This window comes from Streptomyces anandii JCM 4720, assembly GCF_014650655.1.
In the GTDB taxonomy this organism is placed as follows: domain Bacteria; phylum Actinomycetota; class Actinomycetes; order Streptomycetales; family Streptomycetaceae; genus Streptomyces; species Streptomyces anandii.
In genome coordinates this window covers 59137-78781 of the sequence record NZ_BMVJ01000001.1, presented here as the reverse complement: position 1 = coordinate 78781, position 19645 = coordinate 59137, and the positions used below count along the sequence as shown (strand labels likewise).

21 protein-coding genes are annotated in these 19645 nt (G+C 70.2%); 16 read left to right on the top strand and 5 right to left on the bottom strand.

What is annotated here, in order from left to right; all coding sequences use genetic code 11:
- The 6 genes from IE249_RS00350 to IE249_RS00330 all read left to right on the top strand — a co-directional run.
- On the top strand, positions 1–1876 hold a 1876-nt coding region (locus IE249_RS00350), incomplete at its 5' end, for a polymorphic toxin-type HINT domain-containing protein (RefSeq protein ID WP_268249657.1).
- A gap of 25 nt (positions 1877–1901) precedes the next feature.
- The gene (locus IE249_RS00345; protein ID WP_189702746.1) at positions 1902–2399 is read left to right on the top strand and encodes a hypothetical protein; all 498 of its coding nucleotides are present in this window, start codon (positions 1902–1904) and stop codon (positions 2397–2399) included.
- Between the two features lie 203 nt (positions 2400–2602).
- On the top strand, positions 2603–3145 hold the full coding sequence (locus IE249_RS40340) for an immunity protein TriTu family protein (protein ID WP_506366286.1): 543 nt from the start codon (positions 2603–2605) through the stop codon (positions 3143–3145).
- Complete coding sequence (locus tag IE249_RS00340; RefSeq protein WP_189702745.1) at positions 3072–3914, top strand: barstar family protein; 843 nt, start codon at positions 3072–3074, stop codon at positions 3912–3914. Before IE249_RS40340 ends, IE249_RS00340 begins: the two co-directional genes overlap by 74 nt.
- A 17-nt stretch (positions 3915–3931) precedes the next feature.
- Positions 3932–4291 carry a hypothetical protein gene (locus IE249_RS00335; RefSeq protein WP_189702744.1) on the top strand — a complete coding sequence of 120 codons (360 nt, stop codon included), beginning with the start codon at positions 3932–3934 and terminating at the stop codon, positions 4289–4291.
- Positions 4292–4335: 44 nt separating this feature from the next.
- On the top strand, positions 4336–5274 hold the full coding sequence (locus IE249_RS00330; protein ID WP_189702743.1) for a dihydrodipicolinate synthase family protein: 939 nt from the start codon (positions 4336–4338) through the stop codon (positions 5272–5274).
- A 16-nt stretch (positions 5275–5290) separates the two neighbouring features.
- Here IE249_RS00330 and IE249_RS00325 read toward each other — a convergent pair whose 3' ends face one another.
- Together IE249_RS00325 and leuA are read right to left on the bottom strand one after the other, a co-directional pair.
- On the bottom strand, positions 5291–5995 hold the full coding sequence (locus IE249_RS00325; RefSeq protein ID WP_189702742.1) for a TerB family tellurite resistance protein: 705 nt from the start codon (positions 5993–5995) through the stop codon (positions 5291–5293).
- 207 nt (positions 5996–6202) lie between these two features.
- Positions 6203–7924 (bottom strand): 2-isopropylmalate synthase, encoded by a 1722-nt coding sequence (leuA, locus tag IE249_RS00320; RefSeq protein WP_189702741.1) that lies wholly within the window; start codon positions 7922–7924, stop codon positions 6203–6205.
- Positions 7925–8267: 343 nt separating this feature from the next.
- Here leuA and IE249_RS00315 point away from each other — a divergent pair, with 343 nt between their 5' ends.
- From IE249_RS00315 to IE249_RS00280, 8 genes are all read left to right on the top strand, one after another.
- Positions 8268–9338 carry a M4 family metallopeptidase gene (locus IE249_RS00315; RefSeq protein WP_189702740.1) on the top strand — a complete coding sequence of 357 codons (1071 nt, stop codon included), beginning with the start codon at positions 8268–8270 and terminating at the stop codon, positions 9336–9338.
- An 82-nt stretch (positions 9339–9420) separates the two neighbouring features.
- The gene (locus IE249_RS00310) at positions 9421–9687 is read left to right on the top strand and encodes a protealysin inhibitor emfourin (protein ID WP_189702739.1); all 267 of its coding nucleotides are present in this window, start codon (positions 9421–9423) and stop codon (positions 9685–9687) included.
- 69 nt (positions 9688–9756) lie between these two features.
- Positions 9757–11091 (top strand): GH1 family beta-glucosidase, encoded by a 1335-nt coding sequence (locus IE249_RS00305; protein ID WP_189702738.1) that lies wholly within the window; start codon positions 9757–9759, stop codon positions 11089–11091.
- Positions 11088–12344 carry an MFS transporter gene (locus IE249_RS00300; protein ID WP_189702737.1) on the top strand — a complete coding sequence of 419 codons (1257 nt, stop codon included), beginning with the start codon at positions 11088–11090 and terminating at the stop codon, positions 12342–12344. Before IE249_RS00305 ends, IE249_RS00300 begins: the two co-directional genes overlap by 4 nt.
- A gap of 153 nt (positions 12345–12497) precedes the next feature.
- Positions 12498–13583, top strand: a complete 1086-nt coding sequence (locus IE249_RS00295; protein WP_189702736.1) for a PhoH family protein — start codon at positions 12498–12500, stop codon at positions 13581–13583.
- A 12-nt stretch (positions 13584–13595) separates the two neighbouring features.
- Positions 13596–14093: an rRNA maturation RNase YbeY gene (gene ybeY, locus IE249_RS00290; RefSeq protein ID WP_189702735.1), complete on the top strand. Its 498-nt coding sequence runs from the start codon at positions 13596–13598 to the stop codon at positions 14091–14093.
- A 7-nt stretch (positions 14094–14100) separates the two neighbouring features.
- Positions 14101–15411, top strand: coding sequence for a hemolysin family protein (locus tag IE249_RS00285; protein WP_189702734.1), 1311 nt, complete (start codon positions 14101–14103; stop codon positions 15409–15411).
- The gene (locus tag IE249_RS00280) at positions 15408–15767 is read left to right on the top strand and encodes an MmcQ/YjbR family DNA-binding protein (RefSeq protein ID WP_189702733.1); all 360 of its coding nucleotides are present in this window, start codon (positions 15408–15410) and stop codon (positions 15765–15767) included. Before IE249_RS00285 ends, IE249_RS00280 begins: the two co-directional genes overlap by 4 nt.
- Here the strand turns inward: IE249_RS00280 and IE249_RS00275 are convergent.
- Positions 15747–17225: an MFS transporter gene (locus tag IE249_RS00275; protein WP_189702732.1), complete on the bottom strand. Its 1479-nt coding sequence runs from the start codon at positions 17223–17225 to the stop codon at positions 15747–15749. The two genes, IE249_RS00280 and IE249_RS00275, sit on opposite strands and share 21 nt — an antisense overlap.
- A gap of 147 nt (positions 17226–17372) precedes the next feature.
- On the opposite strand from IE249_RS00275, the gene IE249_RS00270 reads away from it, so the two are divergent.
- Positions 17373–18194, top strand: a complete 822-nt coding sequence (locus IE249_RS00270; protein WP_189703189.1) for a helix-turn-helix transcriptional regulator — start codon at positions 17373–17375, stop codon at positions 18192–18194.
- A gap of 73 nt (positions 18195–18267) precedes the next feature.
- Positions 18268–18630 (top strand): cytidine deaminase-like protein, encoded by a 363-nt coding sequence (locus IE249_RS00265; protein ID WP_189702731.1) that lies wholly within the window; start codon positions 18268–18270, stop codon positions 18628–18630.
- A gap of 9 nt (positions 18631–18639) precedes the next feature.
- Here IE249_RS00265 and IE249_RS00260 read toward each other — a convergent pair whose 3' ends face one another.
- Together IE249_RS00260 and IE249_RS35665 are read right to left on the bottom strand one after the other, a co-directional pair.
- Positions 18640–18978: a P-II family nitrogen regulator gene (locus tag IE249_RS00260; protein ID WP_189702730.1), complete on the bottom strand. Its 339-nt coding sequence runs from the start codon at positions 18976–18978 to the stop codon at positions 18640–18642.
- On the bottom strand, positions 18975–19645 hold a 671-nt coding region (locus IE249_RS35665), incomplete at its 5' end, for an ammonium transporter (RefSeq protein WP_373304313.1). The genes IE249_RS00260 and IE249_RS35665, both read right to left, overlap by 4 nt.

Below are 19645 nucleotides of genomic sequence, written 5' to 3'. Positions count from 1 at the left end.
CCCGGCGGTGAAGGAGGCCTCCAAGGCCGCTTTGGCCGACGGCAGCCCGAAGGCGATGCGGGAGTTCCTGAACGGGGGCCAGTACCAGGCCCGCAACCAGGACGAGCGGGTCGAGGCCTCCAAGCTGGTCAACGACGGCGGCCCGGAGGTGAAGGCGGCCGCGAAGATCGCCCTGTCCGGCCCGGCCGACCAGCTCCACGAGTTCCTCCAGGTCGGCCAGTACATGGCCGACCGCAAGGACAAGCTCGCCGACACCCACGCGGCGCAGATGCAGCGGCTGCTCAACGAGGCCGACGGGGCCGCCGCATCGGCCCGCAAGGACAGCTGGCTGGCCGCCAAGGCCGCCGCGACGGCGAAGAACGCCAAGGACGACGCCAACAAGGCCGCGGCGGAGGCCAAAAAGAACGCCGACCAGGCAAACCAGTACGCCTCCGACGCCAAGAAGTCCGCCGACCAGGCCCAGGACAGCGCCAACCAGGCGGCCAACTCGGCGAAGACGGCCCGCAACGCCTCGGACCGCGCGGACCAGTCCGCAGCGGAGGCCGACGAGTCGGCAGCGCAGGCGGACTGGTCCGCCTCCTACGCACGGGACACTGCCTACGCCGCCAATTACGCAGCCGCGGACGCTCGGGCGGACGCCCTTGAGGCGGGAAAGAGCGCTGCGGAAGCCAAATCCGAGGCCTCCAAGGCCTGGGCGGACGTAGTGACCAAGCGCCGGGTCGAAGAGGCCGCAGCCCGCAAGCAGGCCGAAGAACAGCGCAGGCAGCAGCGCGAGAAGGAGAAGCAGGCCAAGAACAAGAAGCGCTGCATCGCCTACATGACCCGGGACAACCTCCCTCCCTGCGCACTGGCCGGCCAGCCCCTCGAACTGCCCACACCGTCCCCGGACCTGGCCAAGCTCCTGATCGAAGGGGGCATGGAGGTCCTCGGCGTCACCGACCTCCTCGACTGCGCCAAGAATCCCACACTCGGAAAATGTCTCCTTGCCGTGGCCGGCGTACTCCCCATCGGCAAGGTGAAGCTGCTCAAGAAGGCGGCCGAGGGAGTCGAGGACATCGCCGAAGCCTCTCGCGCTGCGAAAGTCGCCGAGAAGTGCTTCAAGTGCTTCCTGGCCGGCACCAAGGTGCTCATGGCCGACGGCTCGACCAAGAAAATCGAATCCGTCAGGGTCGGCGACTTGGTCCTCGCCACAAACCCCCTGACCGGACTCACCGGCACACGCACGGTCACCAACCGCATCGTCACCCAGCACGACAAACGGTTCGACAATCTGACCCTGCGCACCAGTCGCGGCACGGAGCACCTCACCGCCACTGAGGAACACCCCTTCTGGTCCCCTTCCTCACACTCCTGGGTGGAAGCTCGAAACCTGCGAGCAGGAACGACCCTCCGCACGGTCGACGGCAGCAGCGTCGTCGTACGGAGGAACGATTCCTTCGAGAAGACCGCCCGGACCTACAACCTCACCGTCGCCGACCTGCACACGTACTTCGTGCTGGCCGGCCGGACACCGATCCTCGTCCACAATGCGAACTGTGGCATCGGAGAAGCCCTCAAGGGATGGAAGAGCCAGACTTTCAGCTTCGGGGACAACTCCTTCCTGCTCAGGAGACAGGACCTCACTCACATCCTGGAAGGCCATCACCCTGCGTACCTGCGAGGGAACCCGGGCACCAACACCCTGTTCGACAAGAACATGAGCATCGAGGACGTACAGAATGCAATATCTGCGGTAATGAGACAGAATCAGCGCAAGCTCAGCAGCCCGGAGTACGCTCAGGGGAAGTGGGACAAGATATACGGCGAGTACCAGGGGCGTTCTTATGTTCTTGGTTTTGGGGACGGCGTAGTCGGTCAGTTCTATCCTCGCCCATAGGGTAATCGCGAAATGGCAGGCAGGTATGGCACGTGACAGTGCGGCGTCGACGACTGTGAAAACTTTTGTAGTCTGCGATTCCGGCGAGTTGGCGTTGGCTGAAAGTTGCGGGATCAGCTTCTCCCGGGACCGGCACATTCAAGGGGCCATCGAGTTGCGCCTACAGGGCGTCTTGATCCTTGGGCGGGACGAAGTCGACACGATCGATGCGCTCTGGTCTCTTCTTCTCACCTACCTGGAGAACTTCATCGCGGGTCGGCAGGGGACGTTCAGTTTCCCGGAGCGCAGATTCGCACTCGTCCTGAAGAGGATGCCCGGCGGAGCTGTCGCTGTGAAATTCACGGACGAAGGGATGAGGCGTTCTGTCGTACTCCCGGAGAAGTCCGCACTAAGGGTTCTGACGTCGGGAGCCGTAGAGTTTTTCTCTGCCGTTCTGAGAGGCTCACCCAAAGATGAGTGGAGCTATCGAAGGGACCTCAATACGGCAGTACGGCTGCGGGAGGAGCTCTCACGCATTGAGTGACGGAATCAGAGGGGAATTAGCCTCTGAGCTGGGTCATTGACAGCGGCAGTTTCATGGCACTGATCAACGAGGGGCAGGAAAGATAATCAGATAGGGACAAGTTTCGCACAGGCCGGTTCGGATCGACCGAACCGGCCTGTTTCTGAGAAGGTGAATGGGGGCTCTTGCGGCCACGCCTTGCACAATGAATGTGAGGTTGGACGATGCCCGCAGAGGAACGGCTAACGGACGTCGCTCGGGCCTGGATCCTTCGAGAGTCTCAGAAACTACCGAAACAGGCCGTGCCGGAGATCAAGATCTCGCCCAGTGGACGGCATCCGAAGTTCCTAAGCTGGATTCTTGATCGCCGTGATTCCATAACACAGGTGGTGTTGTGGTATAGCGGAGAGTTCGAGGCGGACTTCGCCGAAGTGGCCAGTGGCGAGGTTCGACCAAGGAGTGGCCGAGTCGCATCCCTTGGTGAACTCGAATCACTGCTCGCTGCAGCTCGCGACCGGAAAGTCTACCCTTGGCGAGGGCGGCGGCTGCAAAAAATGACAACGAGGGGGCGGCATGAATCAATTGAGATTAGATGCATTGATATCGAGTTTCGAGATGGATTCGACCAAGAAAGCAGAGGAGGTTTTCCGAAGGGCTCGTGCACTCGCATTGTCTCCGATATAGTCCATCTATATGGCTTCCCGGGTACTGGGCCTGTCATTGCCGGAGGCCAAGACAGCTCTCTACGAAAGTGCGTCGTGGCGTGATCAGCATGCGGGGTGGCAAGAAGCTCTCGGCACGGTGGACGCTTGGCTCATCGAACACCCACCCCCGCCGCTCTACCGCCTCATCGACCAGGAGAGCCAGGACGTCCTGCTGACAGCCGGCGACGTGCACGGCTTCTTCGTCGACGCCGACCTCGACACCCAGCAGACCCTCACGTTCACGGGTGTGCGCTCATTCCGCACCCGCGTCCGGCGAACGGAGACGGGACTGCTCCAAGTACTGAACCACCAAGGCGAGACCATCGGCCATTACTACCTAGGACGTGTACACCTCACCCCGCCCACCTCGGACGGATCGCTCAGAACTCAGGGGTACACCTGCGAGTACCTCCAAGCTGGCGAGATCTGGCGCCGGTGGGCATTGACAGAGCCCACCTCCCGCGGGGAATGGGCCCGATACCCCGTCGACTACCACGAGAGTTGGCTGCACGTCGTGCAGAACGCCTGGTTCACCGGCCACCACCGTGCCGCACGCTATGGCACTGACGAAGTCGTCACCCTCGACGGGGGCCTCGTCACCACCAAGGCTGGCCTCTACTGCGCACTTGGCGAAGCTGTCAACGGCCCGGGAGGCTACTTCGGCTCCAACCTCGACGCACTGCACGACTGCCTCCGCGCCGGCCGCCCAACTCCCGCATTTTGCATCGAATGGACGGACTTCGCCCACTCCCGCAAGGCCCTCACAGAGCAGTTCCTGACGTCTCTGCTGGAGGTGTTCGCCGAGTTCCGTATCGAAGTGAGGACAGCGTGACCGCACGCCTTCTCCGTATGCTCGAAGACAAGCTCATCTCGCTGTCGCAGATGATGGCCGAACACATGGCCAGGCCGTTCCCGCCGAGCTTGCGGGGACGGAACATCGAGGGTCAGGACATGGTGTCGCTCGACGCGGACACCTACGGCTACGCCTCGGGCGTCCTCAAGGGCCCACTCGACGCGCGGCGCCGCGCGGGCTTGACGGCGCTCCCTGCGGTGTTCGAGGCGGTTCTCCCAGCGATCTACGACGCGTACGCCTCCGAGTACTTCACGCACGTGCGCGACCTGGCCGTTCTGACTGCCGAGATCGAGACATTGCGCGACAGGCAGCGCAGCGGAGCGGCGACTATACAGAGCACTGCAAGGCATCTGTAGCGACCCGCGAACCGTCACCGCCACCGCCACCCCAGGGAGCCCCCATGACCTTCCCCGCCCCGCTCACCGGTGTCGTGCCGCCCGTGTGTACGCCGCTCACCGAGGAGGGGGAGGTGGACGTGCCGTCGCTGTTGCGGCTGGTCGAGCATCTGGTGGAGGGCGGGGTGCACGGGCTGTTCGTGCTGGGGTCGACCTCCGAGGCCGCGTATCTGACGGACCGGCAGCGGCGGCAGGTCGTCGAGGCCGTGGTGGGGCACGTGGGCGGGCAGCTGCCGGTGCTCGCCGGGGCGATCGACATGGCCACCGCGCGGGTGCTCGACCACGTCGAGGCCGTGACCAAGGCCGGCGCGCAGGCCGTCGTCGTCACCGCGCCCTTCTACGCCCGCGCCGGCCACCCGGCCGAGATCGCCCGCCACTACCGCCGGATCGCGGAGGCCGGCCCCGTCCCCGTCGTCGCCTACGACATCCCCGTGTCGGTGCCCACGAGACTCCCCGCCGCCCTCGTGCTGGAGCTGGCCGCCGAGGGCGTGCTGGCGGGGCTGAAGGACTCCAGCGGGGACCTGGCCGGGTTCCGGGAGGTCGTCACGGGGGCGCGGAAGGACCCGGCCACCGCCGCCTTCAGCGTGCTCACCGGCTCCGAGGTCATCATGGACGCCGCGCTCGCCGTGGGCGCCGACGGCGCGGTGCCGGGCTTCGCCAACGTGGACCCGCACGGGTACGTACGCCTGTACCGCCTCGCCCGCGCGGGCGACTGGGACGGCGCCCGCGCCGAACAGGACCGCCTGTGCGCGCTGTTCGGCATGACCCGCGCCGGCGACCCCGCCCGCATGGGCCCGGGCTCCTCCGCCCTGGGCGCCTTCAAGACGGCCCTGCACCTGCGCGGAATCATCGCCTGCCCGGCCACGGCCGAACCGCAGATCCCCCTCTCCCCGGAAGAGACGGCGCGAGTACGCACCCACCTCACCGACGCCGGACTGCTCTGAGCGGGCGTCGCACCGGTCAGGACGGCGTCCGGGCCGCCGCCAGCAGCCGGGTCACGTCGTCCGTGCAGATGGTCAGTGCCATGCCGACCGTGGTGAGGGCGTCGCGTTCGGCGGGGGTGTAGGGGCCGTCGGCCAGGGCGATGCGGGCGGCCTGGAGGAGGATGGACTCGCGGCCGGCGGGGGCGAGGTGCGGGGCCAGCGGGTCGAGGGCCTCGTGGAGCTCTATGGTCAGCCCCGCCGTGCACGGCCGGTCCTCGTCCTCGCAGACGCGGCCGGTGTCGGCGGCCAGCGCCTCGACGAGGGCGGCCAGCTGCTCCTCGGTGCACTCGGCGAAGCCGGCCGCGCGGACGGCGACGGCCGCGGTCTCCAGGGCCGTACGGGAACAGGTGCCGCCCGCGGAGAGCACCGCGAGGGCGACGGTGTGGACGGCGTCGCGGAGCATCGCGGAGAAGCGGGTGGTGGTCGGATGGTCGAGGACGTCCGTGCCGAAGTGTGCGTGGCAGGCGGCGCACGCGACGACCGGCCCCGCGGTGCCGCGCGGCAGCAAGGGCACGCCGAGGACGGTGAAGCGCCGGCGCCCGCGGAGCCGCTGGTAGTTGCGGTCGCCACCGCAGCCCGGGCAGAAGAACTCGCCGTCGCCGACGGGTGTCCACGCCGTACGGGTGCCCAGCATGCGGGCAAGCCGGGTGGCACGGCCGTCTCGTCCCCGTACTGGCAGCACGTCGCACCTCCGTAACCCCGCGGCAACATCGCCGCGCTGGCGTGATGTTAGCCACAGCGGAGAGCCCGCGTCAGTACCCCGAAGAGACCTTTCCGTGACCTCCCCGGCCCTTGTGGCCGGTATACGACGGGTGCACGACAGGGCCCCGGCCGCCGGATCAGGCGGCCGGGGCCCCGAAAAGCGCCGGTCAGAGGGGCCGGGAAGCCGTCAGCGGGCCGCCCTGTTGACGGCCGAGACGACCGCCTTCAGCGATGCACGTGTCGTGTTCGCGTCGATGCCGATCCCCCACAGGACCTTGTCCCCGATCGCGCATTCGATGTAGGAGGCGGCCTGGGCGGAGGCGCCCTCGCTCATCGTGTGCTCCTGGTAGTCGAGCAGGCGTACGTCCACGCCGATGGACTGCAGGGCGTCGAAGAAGGCCGAGATCGGGCCGTTGCCGGAACCGGTGAGGACGGTGTCCTCGCCGTCGACCGTGGCCTCGACGGTCAGCGTGTCCACGCCGTCGGTGTCCGTGGTCGACTGGCCGGTCCGCACCTGCAGACGGCCCCAGGGGTTGTCCGGGTTGGGCAGGTACTCGTCCTGGAAGACCGACCAGATCTCCTTGGGCGTGATCTCGCCGCCCTCGGCGTCCGTCTTCGCCTGGATGAGCTTCGAGAACTCGATCTGCATCCGGCGCGGCAGGTCCAGCTTGTGGTCGTTCTTCAGGACGTAGGAGACACCGCCCTTGCCGGACTGCGAGTTGACGCGGATGACGGCCTCGTAGGAGCGGCCGACGTCCTTGGGGTCGATGGGCAGGTACGGCACCGCCCACTCGATGTCGTCGACCGTGACGCCGCGGGCCGCCGCGTCGGCCTCCATCGCGTCGAAGCCCTTCTTGATGGCGTCCTGGTGGGAGCCGGAGAAGGACGTGTAGACCAGGTCGCCCACGTACGGGTGGCGCGGGTGGACCTCCATCTGGTTGCAGTACTCCCACGTACGGCGGATCTCGTCGATGTCGGAGAAGTCGATCTGCGGGTCGACGCCCTGCGAGAACAGGTTCATGCCCAGGGTGACCAGGTCGACGTTGCCGGTGCGCTCGCCCTGCCCGAACAGGCAGCCCTCGACGCGGTCGGCGCCGGCCATCAGCGCCAGCTCGGCGGCAGCCACGGCCGTACCGCGGTCGTTGTGCGGGTGGACGGACAGACAGACGTACTCGCGGCGGGTCAGGTTGCGGTGCATCCACTCGAAGCGGTCCGCGTGCGTGGACGGGGTCGAACGCTCCACCGTGGCGGGCAGGTTGAGGATGATCTCGCGGCCCGGGCCCGGCTGGTAGACGTCCATGACCGCCTCGCAGACCTCCAGCGCGAAGTCCAGCTCGGTGTCGGTGAAGATCTCCGGGCTGTACTGGTAGCCGAACTCGGTCTCGGGGCCCAGCAGCTTCTCGGCGTACTCCATCACCAGGCGGGTGCCGTCGACGGCGATCTGCTTGATGTCGTCCTTGGAGCCGCGGAAGACGACCCGGCGGAAGACCGGGGCGGTGGCGTTGTAGAGGTGGACGGTGGCGCGGCGGGCGCCCTTCAGGGACTCCACGGTCCGCTCGATCAGGTCCTCGCGGGCCTGGGTCAGCACGGAGATCGTGACGTCCTCGGGGATCGCGCCCTCCTCCTCGATGATGGAGCGCACGAAGTCGAAGTCGGTCTGGCCGGAGGCGGGGAAGCCGACCTCGATCTCCTTGTAGCCCATCCTGACCAGCTGGTCGAACATCCGGCGCTTGCGCTCGGGCGACATCGGGTCGATCAGGGCCTGGTTGCCGTCGCGCAGGTCGGTGGAGAGCCAGCGGGGGGCGGCGGTGATCCGCTTGCCCGGCCAGGTGCGGTCGGGGATGTCGACCTGCTCGTAGCGGCCGTACTTGTGGATCGGCATGGAACTGGGCTGCTGGCGGTTCGCCATGGTTGCGTGGGCTCCTCGAGAGTTCCGCGGACGCGGTGCCGCGGGTGCCGGAAGGACGGCCGACGGCGCAACGCCGAACTCCGCGGGGAGGGGGTCGGCCTCGACTACAGGCCCTCGCCGCGGCAGCTAAGGAGAAGCAGCCCGAAACGCATGATGCTCCGCAGCCTAGCCGAGCCGCCCGGACGGCGGGGACGCGTTCCAGTATGCGGGATCGCCGTTACAAACAGGACAAAAAGTGCCCCGTACCACATCGTCACTGAGCGTCGCCGCCCCTGTCCCGGTATTTCACCAATCATGGTGGCAGCTAGTGACATGTGTGTCACGCAGTGCAAAGGTGCCGGGCATGACGACCAACGGGGGCTCCGAGCCCGTCTTCTGCACCATCGTGCCGCCCCACGTCCTCGACCGCCTCGCGCGGCAGCAGGACCCCGCGCTCTCCGGCCCGGCCCGCCGGTCCCTGGAGCACGACGCCTACCAGCGCACCCACCGCCGGCTGACCACGGTGATCGGCGCGCCCACCGTCGCCGTCCCCGCGGGAGCGGCCGCCGACCAGCCGAACCGCACGGTCTACGACGCGAAGCACAAGCAGGACCTGCCCGGCCACAAGGTCCGCTCCGAGGGCGGGCAGCCGGGCAAGGACGCCACCGTCAACCGCGCCTACGCGGGCCTCGGCGCCACCTTCGAGCTGTACCTGAAGGCGTACGGCCGCAACTCCATCGACGGCAGCGGCCTCCCGCTCGACGCCAGCGTCCACTACGACGTGAAGTACAACAACGCCTTCTGGAACGGCGAGCAGATGGTGTTCGGCGACGGGGACGGCGAGATCTTCCTCGACTTCACCATCCCGGTGGACGTCATCGGCCACGAGCTGACCCACGGCGTCACCCAGCACACCGCCAACCTGACCTACTTCGGCCAGTCCGGCGCCCTCAACGAGTCGCTGTCGGACGTCTTCGGCTCGCTCATCAAGCAGTACGCGCTCGGCCAGACCGCCGCCGAGGCCGACTGGCTGATCGGCGCCGGACTGCTCGCCCCGCGTGTCACCGGCACCGCGCTGCGCTCGATGAAGGCCCCCGGCACGGCCTACGACGACGACGTGCTCGGCAAGGACCCGCAGCCGGCCACCATGGACGACTACGTCCACACCGGCAGCGACAACGGCGGCGTGCACATCAACTCCGGCATCCCCAACCACGCCTTCTACCTGGTCGCCACCGCGATCGGCGGCCACGCCTGGGAGAAGGCCGGGCAGGTCTGGTACGACGTGCTGACCGGCGGCGAGCTCAAGGAGGACGCCCTCTTCGCGGACTTCGCGACCCTCACCGTCAAGGCGGCCCGCGAGCGCTACGGCGCGGGCGACGAGCTCCAGGCCGTCCAGAAGGGCTGGGAACAGGTCGGGGTACGGACGCTGTAGGGCCACGGGGTTTCGGACGCCGTGGGGCCGCGGCGGCTTCGGACGCTGGGGTTCCGGGCGGATCCGTACTAGACACGGACCCATGCGGATTCGAGTGAGGCGTACGGGAGGTTTCGCGGGCATCGAGCGCCGCGCCGAGGTCGACACCTCGGGGCGGCCCGATGCCCCCGAGTGGCGGGCCCTGGCCGAACGGGTGCTGGCCGCGGGGCCGGACACCCCGCCGGCCGGGGTGCCCGACGGTTTCAGCTACGAGATCACCGTGGACGGCCGGACCGTCTACGCGGCCGACCCGCGGCTGACCGACGACCAGCGCGAGCTGATTTCCCGAGTGCTCAAGGAAGGGGCGTGAGCCTTCGGGCAACCACCGCCCGACGCAGGGGCGTTGACTTCCGTTACCGCCGGTACGGATGATCCGCGCATGGCGACTGACGCAGGCACCTCGGACACGGCCGTTCCCCGCTTCCCGGACGGCTTCCTGTGGGGCGTGTCCACCTCGGCGCACCAGATCGAGGGAGCGGCCGGCGAGCGCGAGCCGTCCGTGTGGGACGCGTTCACGGCCGGGCCGGGACACATCAAGGACGGCTCGACGGCGGAGGTGGCCTGCGACCACTGCCACCGCCACGCCGAGGACGTGGCCCTCCTGGCCGGCCTCGGCGTCGGCGCGTACCGCTTCTCGGTCTCCTGGCCCCGGGTGAACTCCCCCGGCGGCCTCGACTTCTACGACCGCCTGGTCGACGAGCTGTGCGCGGCCGGCGTCCGCCCGGTCCCCACCCTCTTCCACTGGGACCTGCCGGCCCGGCTGGACTGGCTGGAGCGGGACACCGCCTCCCGCTTCGCCGAGTACGTCTCGGTGGTCGCCGCACGCCTCGGCGACCGGGTGAAGAAGTGGATCACGCTGAACGAGCCCGCCGAGCACACCCTGCTCGGCCACGCCCTGGGCGTGCACGCCCCCGGCAGGAAGCTCCTGTTCGACGCGCTGCCCGTGGCCCACCACCAGCTCCTCGCCCACGGTCTCGCGGTACGGGCGCTGCGCGCGGCCGGGGCCGGTGACATCGGCATCGCCAACTCCCACGGCCCGACCTGGGCCGCCTCCGCGGAACCGGCGGACGTGGAGGCGGCCGACTTCTACGACGTGCTGCTCAACCGCCTGTTCGCGGAGCCGCTGCTGCTGGGCGAGTACCCGGCCGGACTCGGCGAGCTGATGCCCGGTGACGTGCACGCGGACCTGAAGGTCATCTCCGAGCCGCTCGACTGGTACGGGATCAACTACTACGCCCCCACCCTCGTGGGCGCCCCCGAGGGCACCGAGATCGAGTTCGGCGGGGTGACGCTCCCCGCCGAACTGCCCTTCTCCGTACGGGAGATCGAGGGCCGTCCGGTCACCGGCTTCGGCTGGCCCGTGGTCCCCGAGGGGCTGACCGAGCTGCTGACCGGATTCCGCGACCGCTACGGCGACCGCCTCCCGCCCGTGGTGATCACCGAGAACGGCTGCTCCTACGAGGGTCCGGACGACACCGACCGCATCGCCTACCTGGACGGCCACATCCGCGCCCTGCACCGGGCGGTCGAGGCCGGCGTGGACGTGCGCGGCTACTTCGTGTGGTCGCTGCTGGACAACTGGGAGTGGGCGGAGGGGTACGCGCAGCGCTTCGGGCTGGTGCACGTCGACTACGCGACGCTGGAGCGGACGCCGAAGGCCTCCTACCACTGGTTCCGCGACCTGCTGCGGGCGCAGGGGCGGGCCTCGGGATGACGGAGACCCGGCGGCCGTCGCCGGCGCTCGCCGAGCCCGTCCGGCGGGTGGGAGGCGGCTGGACCGCGTCGCTGTCGCTGGCCAACGGGGCGATCTGGGTGGGCTGGTACGGCCCGCTGCAGATCCTGCTCGCCTCCCAGGCCAAGGACTTCGCGCCCGGCACCGGCATGTCCAAGGAGACCCTGCTGGCCTGGGTGACGGGCGCGGGCGCGGCCGTGTCGCTGGTCGCCAACCCCTTCTTCGGGGCGCTGTCGGACCGCACCACGGCCCGCTGGGGCCGGCGCACGCCGTGGATCGTGGCCGGGACGGCGGGCGGCGCGCTGTCGCTGCTGCTGCTCGCCGGCGCGGGCGGGGTGTGGACGATGGCGGCGGGCTGGTGCCTGGTCCAGCTCACCCTGAACGCGGCCTTCGCGGCGGTGACGGCGGCGGTGCCGGACCGGGTGCCGCGCGGGCAGCGGGGCGCGGTGGGCGGCTGGCTGGGCGCGGCGCAGATCCTCGGCGTGGTCGGCGGGACGGGCCTGGCGACGGCGGCCGGCGGGATCGCGGCCGGGTACGCGGCCTGCGCGGTGTTCACGGTGGCGGGCGTGCTGCCGTACGTGCTGTGCCACCGGGACGTCGGGCTGACGGCACAGGACCGGCCGCCGTGGTCGTGGCGGGGCTTCCTCGCGGGCTTCCGGCTCGGCCCGCGCCGGTACCCGGACCTGGCCTGGGCCTGGCTGACCCGCTTCCTGATCAACCTCAGCAACGCGCTCGTGCTGCTCTACCTGCTGTACTACCTGCGCGACCGCGTGCGCTACGCCGACCCTGAGCGGGGAGTGCTGGTGCTGACCGCGGTGAACGGGGCGACGCTGCTGGCCACGGTGGTGGCCGGGGGCGTGTGGTCGGACCGGGTGGGGCGCCGCAAGCCGTTCGTGGTGTGGTCCGGGGTGCTGATGGCGGTGGCGACGGCGGGCCTGGCGGCGTGGCAGACCTGGCCGGGCGCGGTCGTCGCGGCGGCGGTGCTGGGCGTGGGCTTCGGGGTGTTCACCTCCGTCGACTTCGCGCTGATGACCGACGTGCTGCCCAAGGCGCTGGACCGGGGCAAGGACCTCGGCGTGATCAACGTGGCCAACGCGCTGCCGCAGGTCGCGGCCCCGGTGCTGGCCGCGCCGGTCGTGACGTATCTGGGCGGCTACCGGGTGCTGTACCTGGTGGCGGCGGTGATCGGGCTCGCGGGCGCGGTCCTGGTGGGGCGCATCCGGGGCGTGGAGTGAGGGTTGGGGCCGTCCGGCCGCCGCGCCGGGGTGCCACCGGCACCGAAAAGCCCTACGGCGTTGTCACTCCCCCGTCGTACCCTGGGAAGCGCGAGGCCGCCCTCAGCCGTGCGGCCCTGACGAGGAGGAACCGCAGGCCTTGAGTGCCGGCCCATGACTCAGACACCCGCAGCAAACACCCCCGCGCAGGGGCAGGCCAGAGCAGAGTTCACCGTCCCCGCCCAGCACCCCATGGTGACCGTACTGGGTTCGGGCGACTCCCTTCTGCGCGTGATCGAGAAGGCCTTCCCGGGGGCCGACATCCACGTCCGGGGCAATGAGATCAGCGCGGTCGGCGACCCGGGGGACGTCGCCCTCATCCAGCGCGTGTTCGACGAGATGATGCTGGTGCTCCGCACCGGGCAGCCGATGACGGAGGATGCGGTGGAACGCTCGATCGCCATGCTCAAGGCGAGCGAGAGGGGGGAGAGCGACGGCCAGGAGACCCCGGCCGAGGTGCTGACGCAGAACATCCTGTCCTCGCGCGGCCGCACCATCCGCCCCAAGACCCTCAACCAGAAGCGGTACGTCGACGCGATCGACAAGCACACGATCGTCTTCGGCATCGGCCCCGCCGGCACCGGCAAGACCTACCTCGCCATGGCCAAGGCGGTGCAGGCCCTGCAGTCCAAGCAGGTCAACCGCATCATCCTGACCCGCCCGGCGGTCGAGGCCGGCGAGCGCCTCGGCTTCCTGCCCGGCACGCTCTACGAGAAGATCGACCCCTACCTGCGCCCGCTGTACGACGCGCTGCACGACATGATCGACCCGGATTCGATCCCCCGCCTGATGGCGGCCGGCACGATCGAGGTCGCTCCCCTGGCGTACATGCGCGGCCGCACGCTCAACGACGCCTTCATCATCCTGGACGAGGCGCAGAACACCTCGCCCGAGCAGATGAAGATGTTCCTGACCCGGCTCGGCTTCGACTCGAAGATCGTGATCACGGGTGACGTGACGCAGGTCGACCTGCCGGGCGGCACCAAGAGCGGTCTGCGGCAGGTCCAGGAGATCCTGGAGGGCGTCGAGGACGTGCACTTCTCCCGGCTGTCGTCGCACGATGTCGTACGGCACAAGCTCGTGGGCCGTATCGTCGACGCGTACGAGAAGTACGACAGCAGCCACGGCACCGAGAACGGCGGGTCCCGCAGCAGGGACGGCGGTCACGGCAGGGCCGGGCACGGGCACAAGGGGAAGTAGACCAGCACGGCCATGTCGATCGACGTCAACAACGAGTCCGGAACCGAGGTCGACGAGCAGGCGATCCTCGACATCGCCCGCTACGCGCTCGCGCGGATGCGCATCCACCCGCTCTCCGAGCTCTCGGTGATCGTCGTGGACGCCGACGCCATGGAGCAGCTGCACATCCAGTGGATGGACCTGCCGGGACCCACGGATGTCATGTCCTTCCCCATGGACGAGCTGCGGCCGCCCGGCAAGGACGACGAGGAGCCCCCGCAGGGTCTGCTCGGCGACATCGTGCTGTGCCCGGAGGTCGCCGCCAAGCAGGGCGCCGAGGCGGAGACGCGGCACTCCATGGACGAGGAGCTGCAGCTGCTCACCGTCCACGGCGTGCTGCACCTGCTCGGGTACGACCACGAGGAGCCGGACGAGAAGGCCGAGATGTTCGGTCTCCAGGCGGCGATCGTGGACGGCTGGCGCGCGGAGCGGGGCCTCGAGGGCCCCTCCCCCGCGCCGACCGTCTCGTGAGCCGCCGATGAGTCCGCAGATCGTCGTCGGGGCGATCGCGCTGGTCGTCGTGGCGTGGCTCGCCGCCTGTGCGGAGGCGGGCCTCGCCCGTGTCTCCAGCTTCCGCGCCGAGGAGGCGGTCAAGGCCGGCCGCCGGGGCAGCGCGGGGCTGGCGAAGGTGGCCGCCGACCCGACGCGCTATCTCAACGTGGCGCTGCTGGTGCGCGTGGCGTGCGAGATGGCGGCGGCCTCGCTGGTCACGTACGCCTGTCTGGAGGAGTTCTCCTCCACGGCCGAGGCGCTGGTCGTCGCCATCGCCGTCATGGTGCTGGTGTCGTACGTCGCCGTGGGGGTCTCGCCGCGCACCATCGGCCGCCAGCACCCGCTGAACACGGCGACGGCCGCCGCGTACGTGCTGCTGCCGCTGGCGCGGATCATGGGCCCGATCCCGTCCTTGCTGATCCTCATCGGCAACGCGCTCACCCCCGGCAAGGGCTTCCGCCGGGGCCCCTTCGCCTCCGAGGCGGAGCTGCGCGCGATGGTCGACCTGGCCGAGCAGGAGTCGCTGATCGAGGACGAGGAGCGCCGCATGGTGCACTCGGTCTTCGAGCTCGGGGACACCCTGGTCCGCGAGGTGATGGTGCCGCGCACCGACCTGGTCGTCATCGAGCGGTACAAGACGATCCGTCAGGCCCTCACCCTGGCCCTGCGCTCCGGTTTCTCGCGCATCCCGGTCACCGGCGAGAGCGAGGACGACATCGTCGGCATCGTCTACCTCAAGGACCTGGCCCGGCGCACGCACATCAGCCGGGACGCCGAGAGCGACCTGGTGTCCACGGCGATGCGCCCGGCGGTGTTCGTGCCGGACACCAAGAACGCGGGCGACCTGCTGCGCGAGATGCAGAAGGACCGCAACCACGTCGCCGTCGTCATCGACGAGTACGGCGGCACGGCGGGCGTGGTCACCATCGAGGACATCCTCGAGGAGATCGTCGGCGAGATCACCGACGAGTACGACCGGGAGCTGCCGCCGGTGGAGGACCTCGGCGAGGACCGCTTCCGCGTCACCGCACGCCTGGACATCACCGACCTCGGCGAGCTGTACGGCCTGGAGGAGTACGACGACGAGGACGTGGAGACGGTCGGCGGGCTGCTCGCCAAGGCCCTGGGCCGCGTCCCGATCGCCGGCGCGTCGGCCGTGGTGGACCTGCCCGACGGCCGGGCCCTGCGGCTCACCGCCGAGGCCGCCGCCGGCCGCCGGAACAAGATCGTGACGGTGCTGGTGGAGCCGGTGGAGCCCGCCGGGTCCCCGGACGGCGGCGACAGGGAGCCCGAGTGACGCCCCAGGAGCTGCGCGCCCTGTGCCTGTCGTTCAACGCGGCGGTGGAGGACTTCCCCTTCAACCCGGAGACCTCGGTCTTCAAGGTGATGGGCAGGATGTTCGCGCTGACCGGCCTGGACGCGCGGCCACTGACGGTGAACCTCAAGTGCGACCCGGAGGACGCGGTCCGGCTGCGCACCGCGCACCCGGGGCTCATCGTCCCCGGCTGGCACATGAACAAGCGGCACTGGAACACCGTCACCGCCGACGGCGCACTCCCGGACCGGCTGGTCCGGGAGCTGGTGGAGGATTCCTACGACCTCGTGGTGGCCGGTCTGCCGCGCACCGAGCGGCTACGGCTCGACCGGCCCTGACACCGGTTGCGCCCCTCGCCCGCGCAGTCCGAGCGCGACCAGCGCGGCCGCCGCGAGGACGATCACCGCGTCGAGCGCGAGGACCGTGTGGACGCCGGAGAGCAGGTCGCCGCCCGAGGTGGTGGCGAGGACGCCGAGCAGCGGGATGCCGACCGTGACGCCGACCTGCTGGGTGGTGGTGACCAGGCCGGTGGCCAGGCCCTGCTCCTCGTCGGGGACCCCGGAGGTGACCGTCAGACCGTAGGAGATGATCGCGCCCAGGTGGCACACGCTGGCCAGGGAGACGGCGGCCGCGGCGAGCCACACCGACCAGATGTGGGCGTTCAGGCCGAGCAGCGCGGCGATGAGCGCGCCCTGTCCGGCGAGGGAGCCGACGAGGGTGCGGCGGGCGCCGAACCGTCCGATCACCTTCGGCGCGCGGGCCCCGGCGAGCGCCGACAGCACGCCCTGGACGCCGAAGACCAGGCCGGTCTCGAAGGCCGACAGGCGTAGGATCTCCTGGAGGTACAGGGTCAGCACGAAGATCACCGTCGACATCATCGAGAAGGTGACCAGACCGCCCAGGTTGCCCCACGCGACCGTGCGGCGGCGCAGCATCGGCAGGGAGACCAGGGGGGCGGCCGAGCGGGACTCCACGACCGCGAACACGGTCAGCAGGGCGAGGCCCGCGATCAGCGCGGCGACGACGTCGGCGCGGCCGAAGCCGTGTCCGGCGGCGGTGGACAGGGCGTAGATCAGCGAGAGCAGACCGCCGGTGACGGTGACCGCGCCGGGGACGTCGAGGCGGGGCCGGCCGGAGACGGGGGCACCTCCCATGCCGTCAGGGCTGTGGGGGAGCGACTCGGGCAGCAGACCGGGGGCGAGGGGCAGTACGACCAGGGCGAACACGGTGAGCAGGGCCATCGTGGAGCGCCAGCCGAGGGCGTCGGTGAGGACACCGCCCGCGACCATGCCGACGGTGAAGCCCAGCGACAGCAGCGTGCCGGAGATGCCGAGGGCGCGGTCACGGGCCGGGCCCTCGGGGAAGGTCGTGGTCAGCAGGGACATCCCGGTCGGCACGATCGCCGCAGCGCCGAGGCCCTGGAGCGCCCGGCCGGTGAGGAAGGACGCCGGGTCCCAGGCGAGGGTGGCCAGCAGCGAGGCGGCGCCGAACAGGGCGAGGCCGGTCAGGAAGAGCCGGCGGCGGCCGAACAGGTCGCCGGCGCGGCCGAACAGCAGCAGGAACCCGCCCGAGGGGAGCGCGAACGCGGTGACCGCCCACTGGAGGGCGGAGCGGCTCATGCCGAGATCCGCGCCCAGCCGGGGCAGCGCCACGTTCAGCACGGAGAAGTCGAGGGCGACCATGAACTGGGCCGCGCACAGGACGAACAGGACCAGTTTGCCGCGCGTCGACAGCCGTGGGGCGCCGAGTGGTTCCCTGGTGGGGGCGGTGGGTGAGGTGGTGGTGTCGATCGCCATGCGAAGAGGTTCCTGCGATCGAAGCGGCCGTGGGGAGTGGGAACTTATGGTGGTGGTGGCACCACCAGACACGACGAGGGGGATCCGTACGTGCCCGACACGGACACGCACAAGAGCCAACGGCTGCGCGAACTGCGCGAGTTCCTGATGAGCCGCCGGGCCCGGGTGACACCGGCCGAGGCGGGGCTGCCGGACGGCGGCGGCCGGCGCCGCACTCCCGGGCTGCGGCGCGAGGAGGTCGCCGTGCTCGCCGGGGTCGGGGCGTCCTGGTACCAGTGGCTGGAGCAGGGCCGGGACATCTCCGTCTCCCCGCAGGTCCTCGACTCGGTGGCCCGGGTGCTGCGGCTCGGCGACGCGGAGCGCCGCCATCTGTACGTGCTCGCCGGACTCAACCCGCCCGCGCCCCAACTGGTCCCGGAGCGGCGGGACATGTGCGAGGGGCTGCGGCGGCTGATCGACACGTGGATGCCGTATCCGGCGCACATCATGGACCTGTACTACAACTGTGTGATGTACAACGACGCGGCCGCGGTCGTGCTCGGCATGCGCCCGGACATCACGCAGAACTGCCTGGTCGACTTCTTCACCGACCCGCTGTACCGCTCGCGCAGCAAGAGCTGGGAGGGCAACGCCCGTTCGGTCGTGGCACAGTTCCGGGCCGCCTCCTCCGCCCGCCCCGGCGACGAGGGGTACCGGGCCGTGCTGGAGCAAGTCAGCGCCGCCAGTGAGGAGTTCAGGGCACTGTGGGCGGAGCGGGACATCGAGGACGCGGGGCAGATCCGCAAGGAGCTGGACCATCCGCTGGTGGGGCTGCTGTGCCTGGAGGCCACCGCCATGAAGGTGCCGGCCCGGCCCGACCTGACGATCGTGCTGCACACCCCGCTGGAGGAGGCCGGCACCGCGGCCAAGCTGGAGTGGCTGGCCTCGCCGGAGGGGCGGCGCGGGGCGATGTACCCGGTGGCGGGCTGAGCGGGGCGCGGCCGCGGGCGGGGCGGTGGCTCCGGCTGCGTGGGGCCGGGGGCGGCTTTCGTATGCTCGGATCATGACCGACAGCAACGGGCTCGACCCCGAGGACCGCAAGATCGTCACCCTGGCCCGCTCGGTACGGGCCCGCAACGGCGTGCCCGAGGGCGCCGCCGTGCGCGACGAGACGGGACGGACGTACGCCGCCGGGTCGGTGGACCTCGACTCGCTGAAGCTGAGCGCCCTGCGGACGGCGGTGGCGATGGCGGTGGCCTCCGGAGCGACCTCACTGGAGGCGGCGGCCGTGGTGAGCGAGGCGGAGGGCATCACGCCCGAGGACCGGGCGGCGGTCGCCGACCTGGGCGGCCCGCGGACCCCGGTGCTGCTGGCCGGCCCGGACGGCACGGTCAGGCTGACCGAACCGGCGGGGCCGGGGCAGTAGTCGCGCGGCTCAGAGCGCGTCCGGGCCGCGTTCGCCGGTCCGGACGCGTACGACCGTCTCGACCGGCACCGCCCACACCTTGCCGTCGCCGATCTTGCCGGTGTGCGCGGCCTTCACCACCGCGTCGATGACCGCCTCGGCGTCGGAGTCCTCGACGACGACCTCGATACGGACCTTGGGCACGAGGTCGACCCGGTACTCCGCGCCCCGGTACACCTCCGTGTGGCCGCGCTGACGGCCGTAGCCGCTCGCCTCGGTGACGGTCAGACCGTGCACGCCCATCTCCTGGAGCGCGGTCTTGACCTCGTCGAGGCGGTACGGCTTGACGATCGCGGTGATGAGCTTCATGCCTGCGACCTGACCTTCTGGACGGAGGAGACGACGGGGGACGCGCCGGCCGGGGCGCCGTGCCCCAGGACCCCGTGATCGTAGGCGGTCTCGGCGTGCACCGTAAGGTCCAGTCCGGTGTGCTCCTGCTCCTCGCTGGCGCGCAGCCCCATCACCCGGTCGAGGAGCCTGCCGAGGCCGTACGTCACGGAGAAGGCGTAGACCGCGACGGCGGCCACGGCCAGCAGCTGCCTGCCGAGCGGGGCGAGCCCGCCGCCGTAGAGGAGACCCTCGGTGCCGCCGGTCATCGCATGGACCGCGAACAGGCCGATCAGCAGGGTGCCGATGATCCCGCCCACGAGGTGGACGCCGACGACGTCGAGGGAGTCGTCGTAGTTCAGCTTGAACTTCCAGCTCACGGCGTACGAGCAGACGGCGCCGGCCGCGAGGCCGACGACGAGGGCGCCGGTCAGCGAGACCGTGCCGCAGGACGGGGTGATCGCGACCAGCCCGGCGACCGCGCCGGAGGCGGCGCCCAGCGTGGTGGGGTGGCCGTCGCGCCGGTGCTCGACGAGGAGCCAGCCGAGCAGGCCCGTGCAGCCGGCCGCGAGGGTGTTGAGGAAGGCTGCCGCGGCCAGGCCGTTGGCGCCCATCGCGGAGCCGGCGTTGAAGCCGAACCAGCCGAACC

Excerpts from the sequence above, each read along its gene's own strand:
- IE249_RS00345 (WP_189702746.1), top strand. The coding sequence starts at position 1,902 with ATGGCACGTGACAGTGCGGCGTCGACGACTGTGAAAACTTTTGTAGTC.
- IE249_RS40340 (WP_506366286.1), top strand. The coding sequence starts at position 2,603 with ATGCCCGCAGAGGAACGGCTAACGGACGTCGCTCGGGCCTGGATCCTT.
- IE249_RS00340 (WP_189702745.1), top strand. The coding sequence starts at position 3,072 with ATGGCTTCCCGGGTACTGGGCCTGTCATTGCCGGAGGCCAAGACAGCT.
- IE249_RS00335 (WP_189702744.1), top strand. The coding sequence starts at position 3,932 with ATGCTCGAAGACAAGCTCATCTCGCTGTCGCAGATGATGGCCGAACAC.
- IE249_RS00330 (WP_189702743.1), top strand. The coding sequence starts at position 4,336 with ATGACCTTCCCCGCCCCGCTCACCGGTGTCGTGCCGCCCGTGTGTACG.
- leuA (WP_189702741.1), bottom strand. The coding sequence starts at position 7,924 with ATGGCGAACCGCCAGCAGCCCAGTTCCATGCCGATCCACAAGTACGGC.
- IE249_RS00315 (WP_189702740.1), top strand. The coding sequence starts at position 8,268 with ATGACGACCAACGGGGGCTCCGAGCCCGTCTTCTGCACCATCGTGCCG.
- IE249_RS00310 (WP_189702739.1), top strand. The coding sequence starts at position 9,421 with ATGCGGATTCGAGTGAGGCGTACGGGAGGTTTCGCGGGCATCGAGCGC.
- IE249_RS00305 (WP_189702738.1), top strand. The coding sequence starts at position 9,757 with ATGGCGACTGACGCAGGCACCTCGGACACGGCCGTTCCCCGCTTCCCG.
- IE249_RS00300 (WP_189702737.1), top strand. The coding sequence starts at position 11,088 with ATGACGGAGACCCGGCGGCCGTCGCCGGCGCTCGCCGAGCCCGTCCGG.
- IE249_RS00295 (WP_189702736.1), top strand. The coding sequence starts at position 12,498 with ATGACTCAGACACCCGCAGCAAACACCCCCGCGCAGGGGCAGGCCAGA.
- ybeY (WP_189702735.1), top strand. The coding sequence starts at position 13,596 with ATGTCGATCGACGTCAACAACGAGTCCGGAACCGAGGTCGACGAGCAG.
- IE249_RS00285 (WP_189702734.1), top strand. The coding sequence starts at position 14,101 with ATGAGTCCGCAGATCGTCGTCGGGGCGATCGCGCTGGTCGTCGTGGCG.
- IE249_RS00275 (WP_189702732.1), bottom strand. The coding sequence starts at position 17,225 with ATGGCGATCGACACCACCACCTCACCCACCGCCCCCACCAGGGAACCA.
- IE249_RS00270 (WP_189703189.1), top strand. The coding sequence starts at position 17,373 with ATGAGCCGCCGGGCCCGGGTGACACCGGCCGAGGCGGGGCTGCCGGAC.
- IE249_RS00265 (WP_189702731.1), top strand. The coding sequence starts at position 18,268 with ATGACCGACAGCAACGGGCTCGACCCCGAGGACCGCAAGATCGTCACC.
- IE249_RS00260 (WP_189702730.1), bottom strand. The coding sequence starts at position 18,978 with ATGAAGCTCATCACCGCGATCGTCAAGCCGTACCGCCTCGACGAGGTC.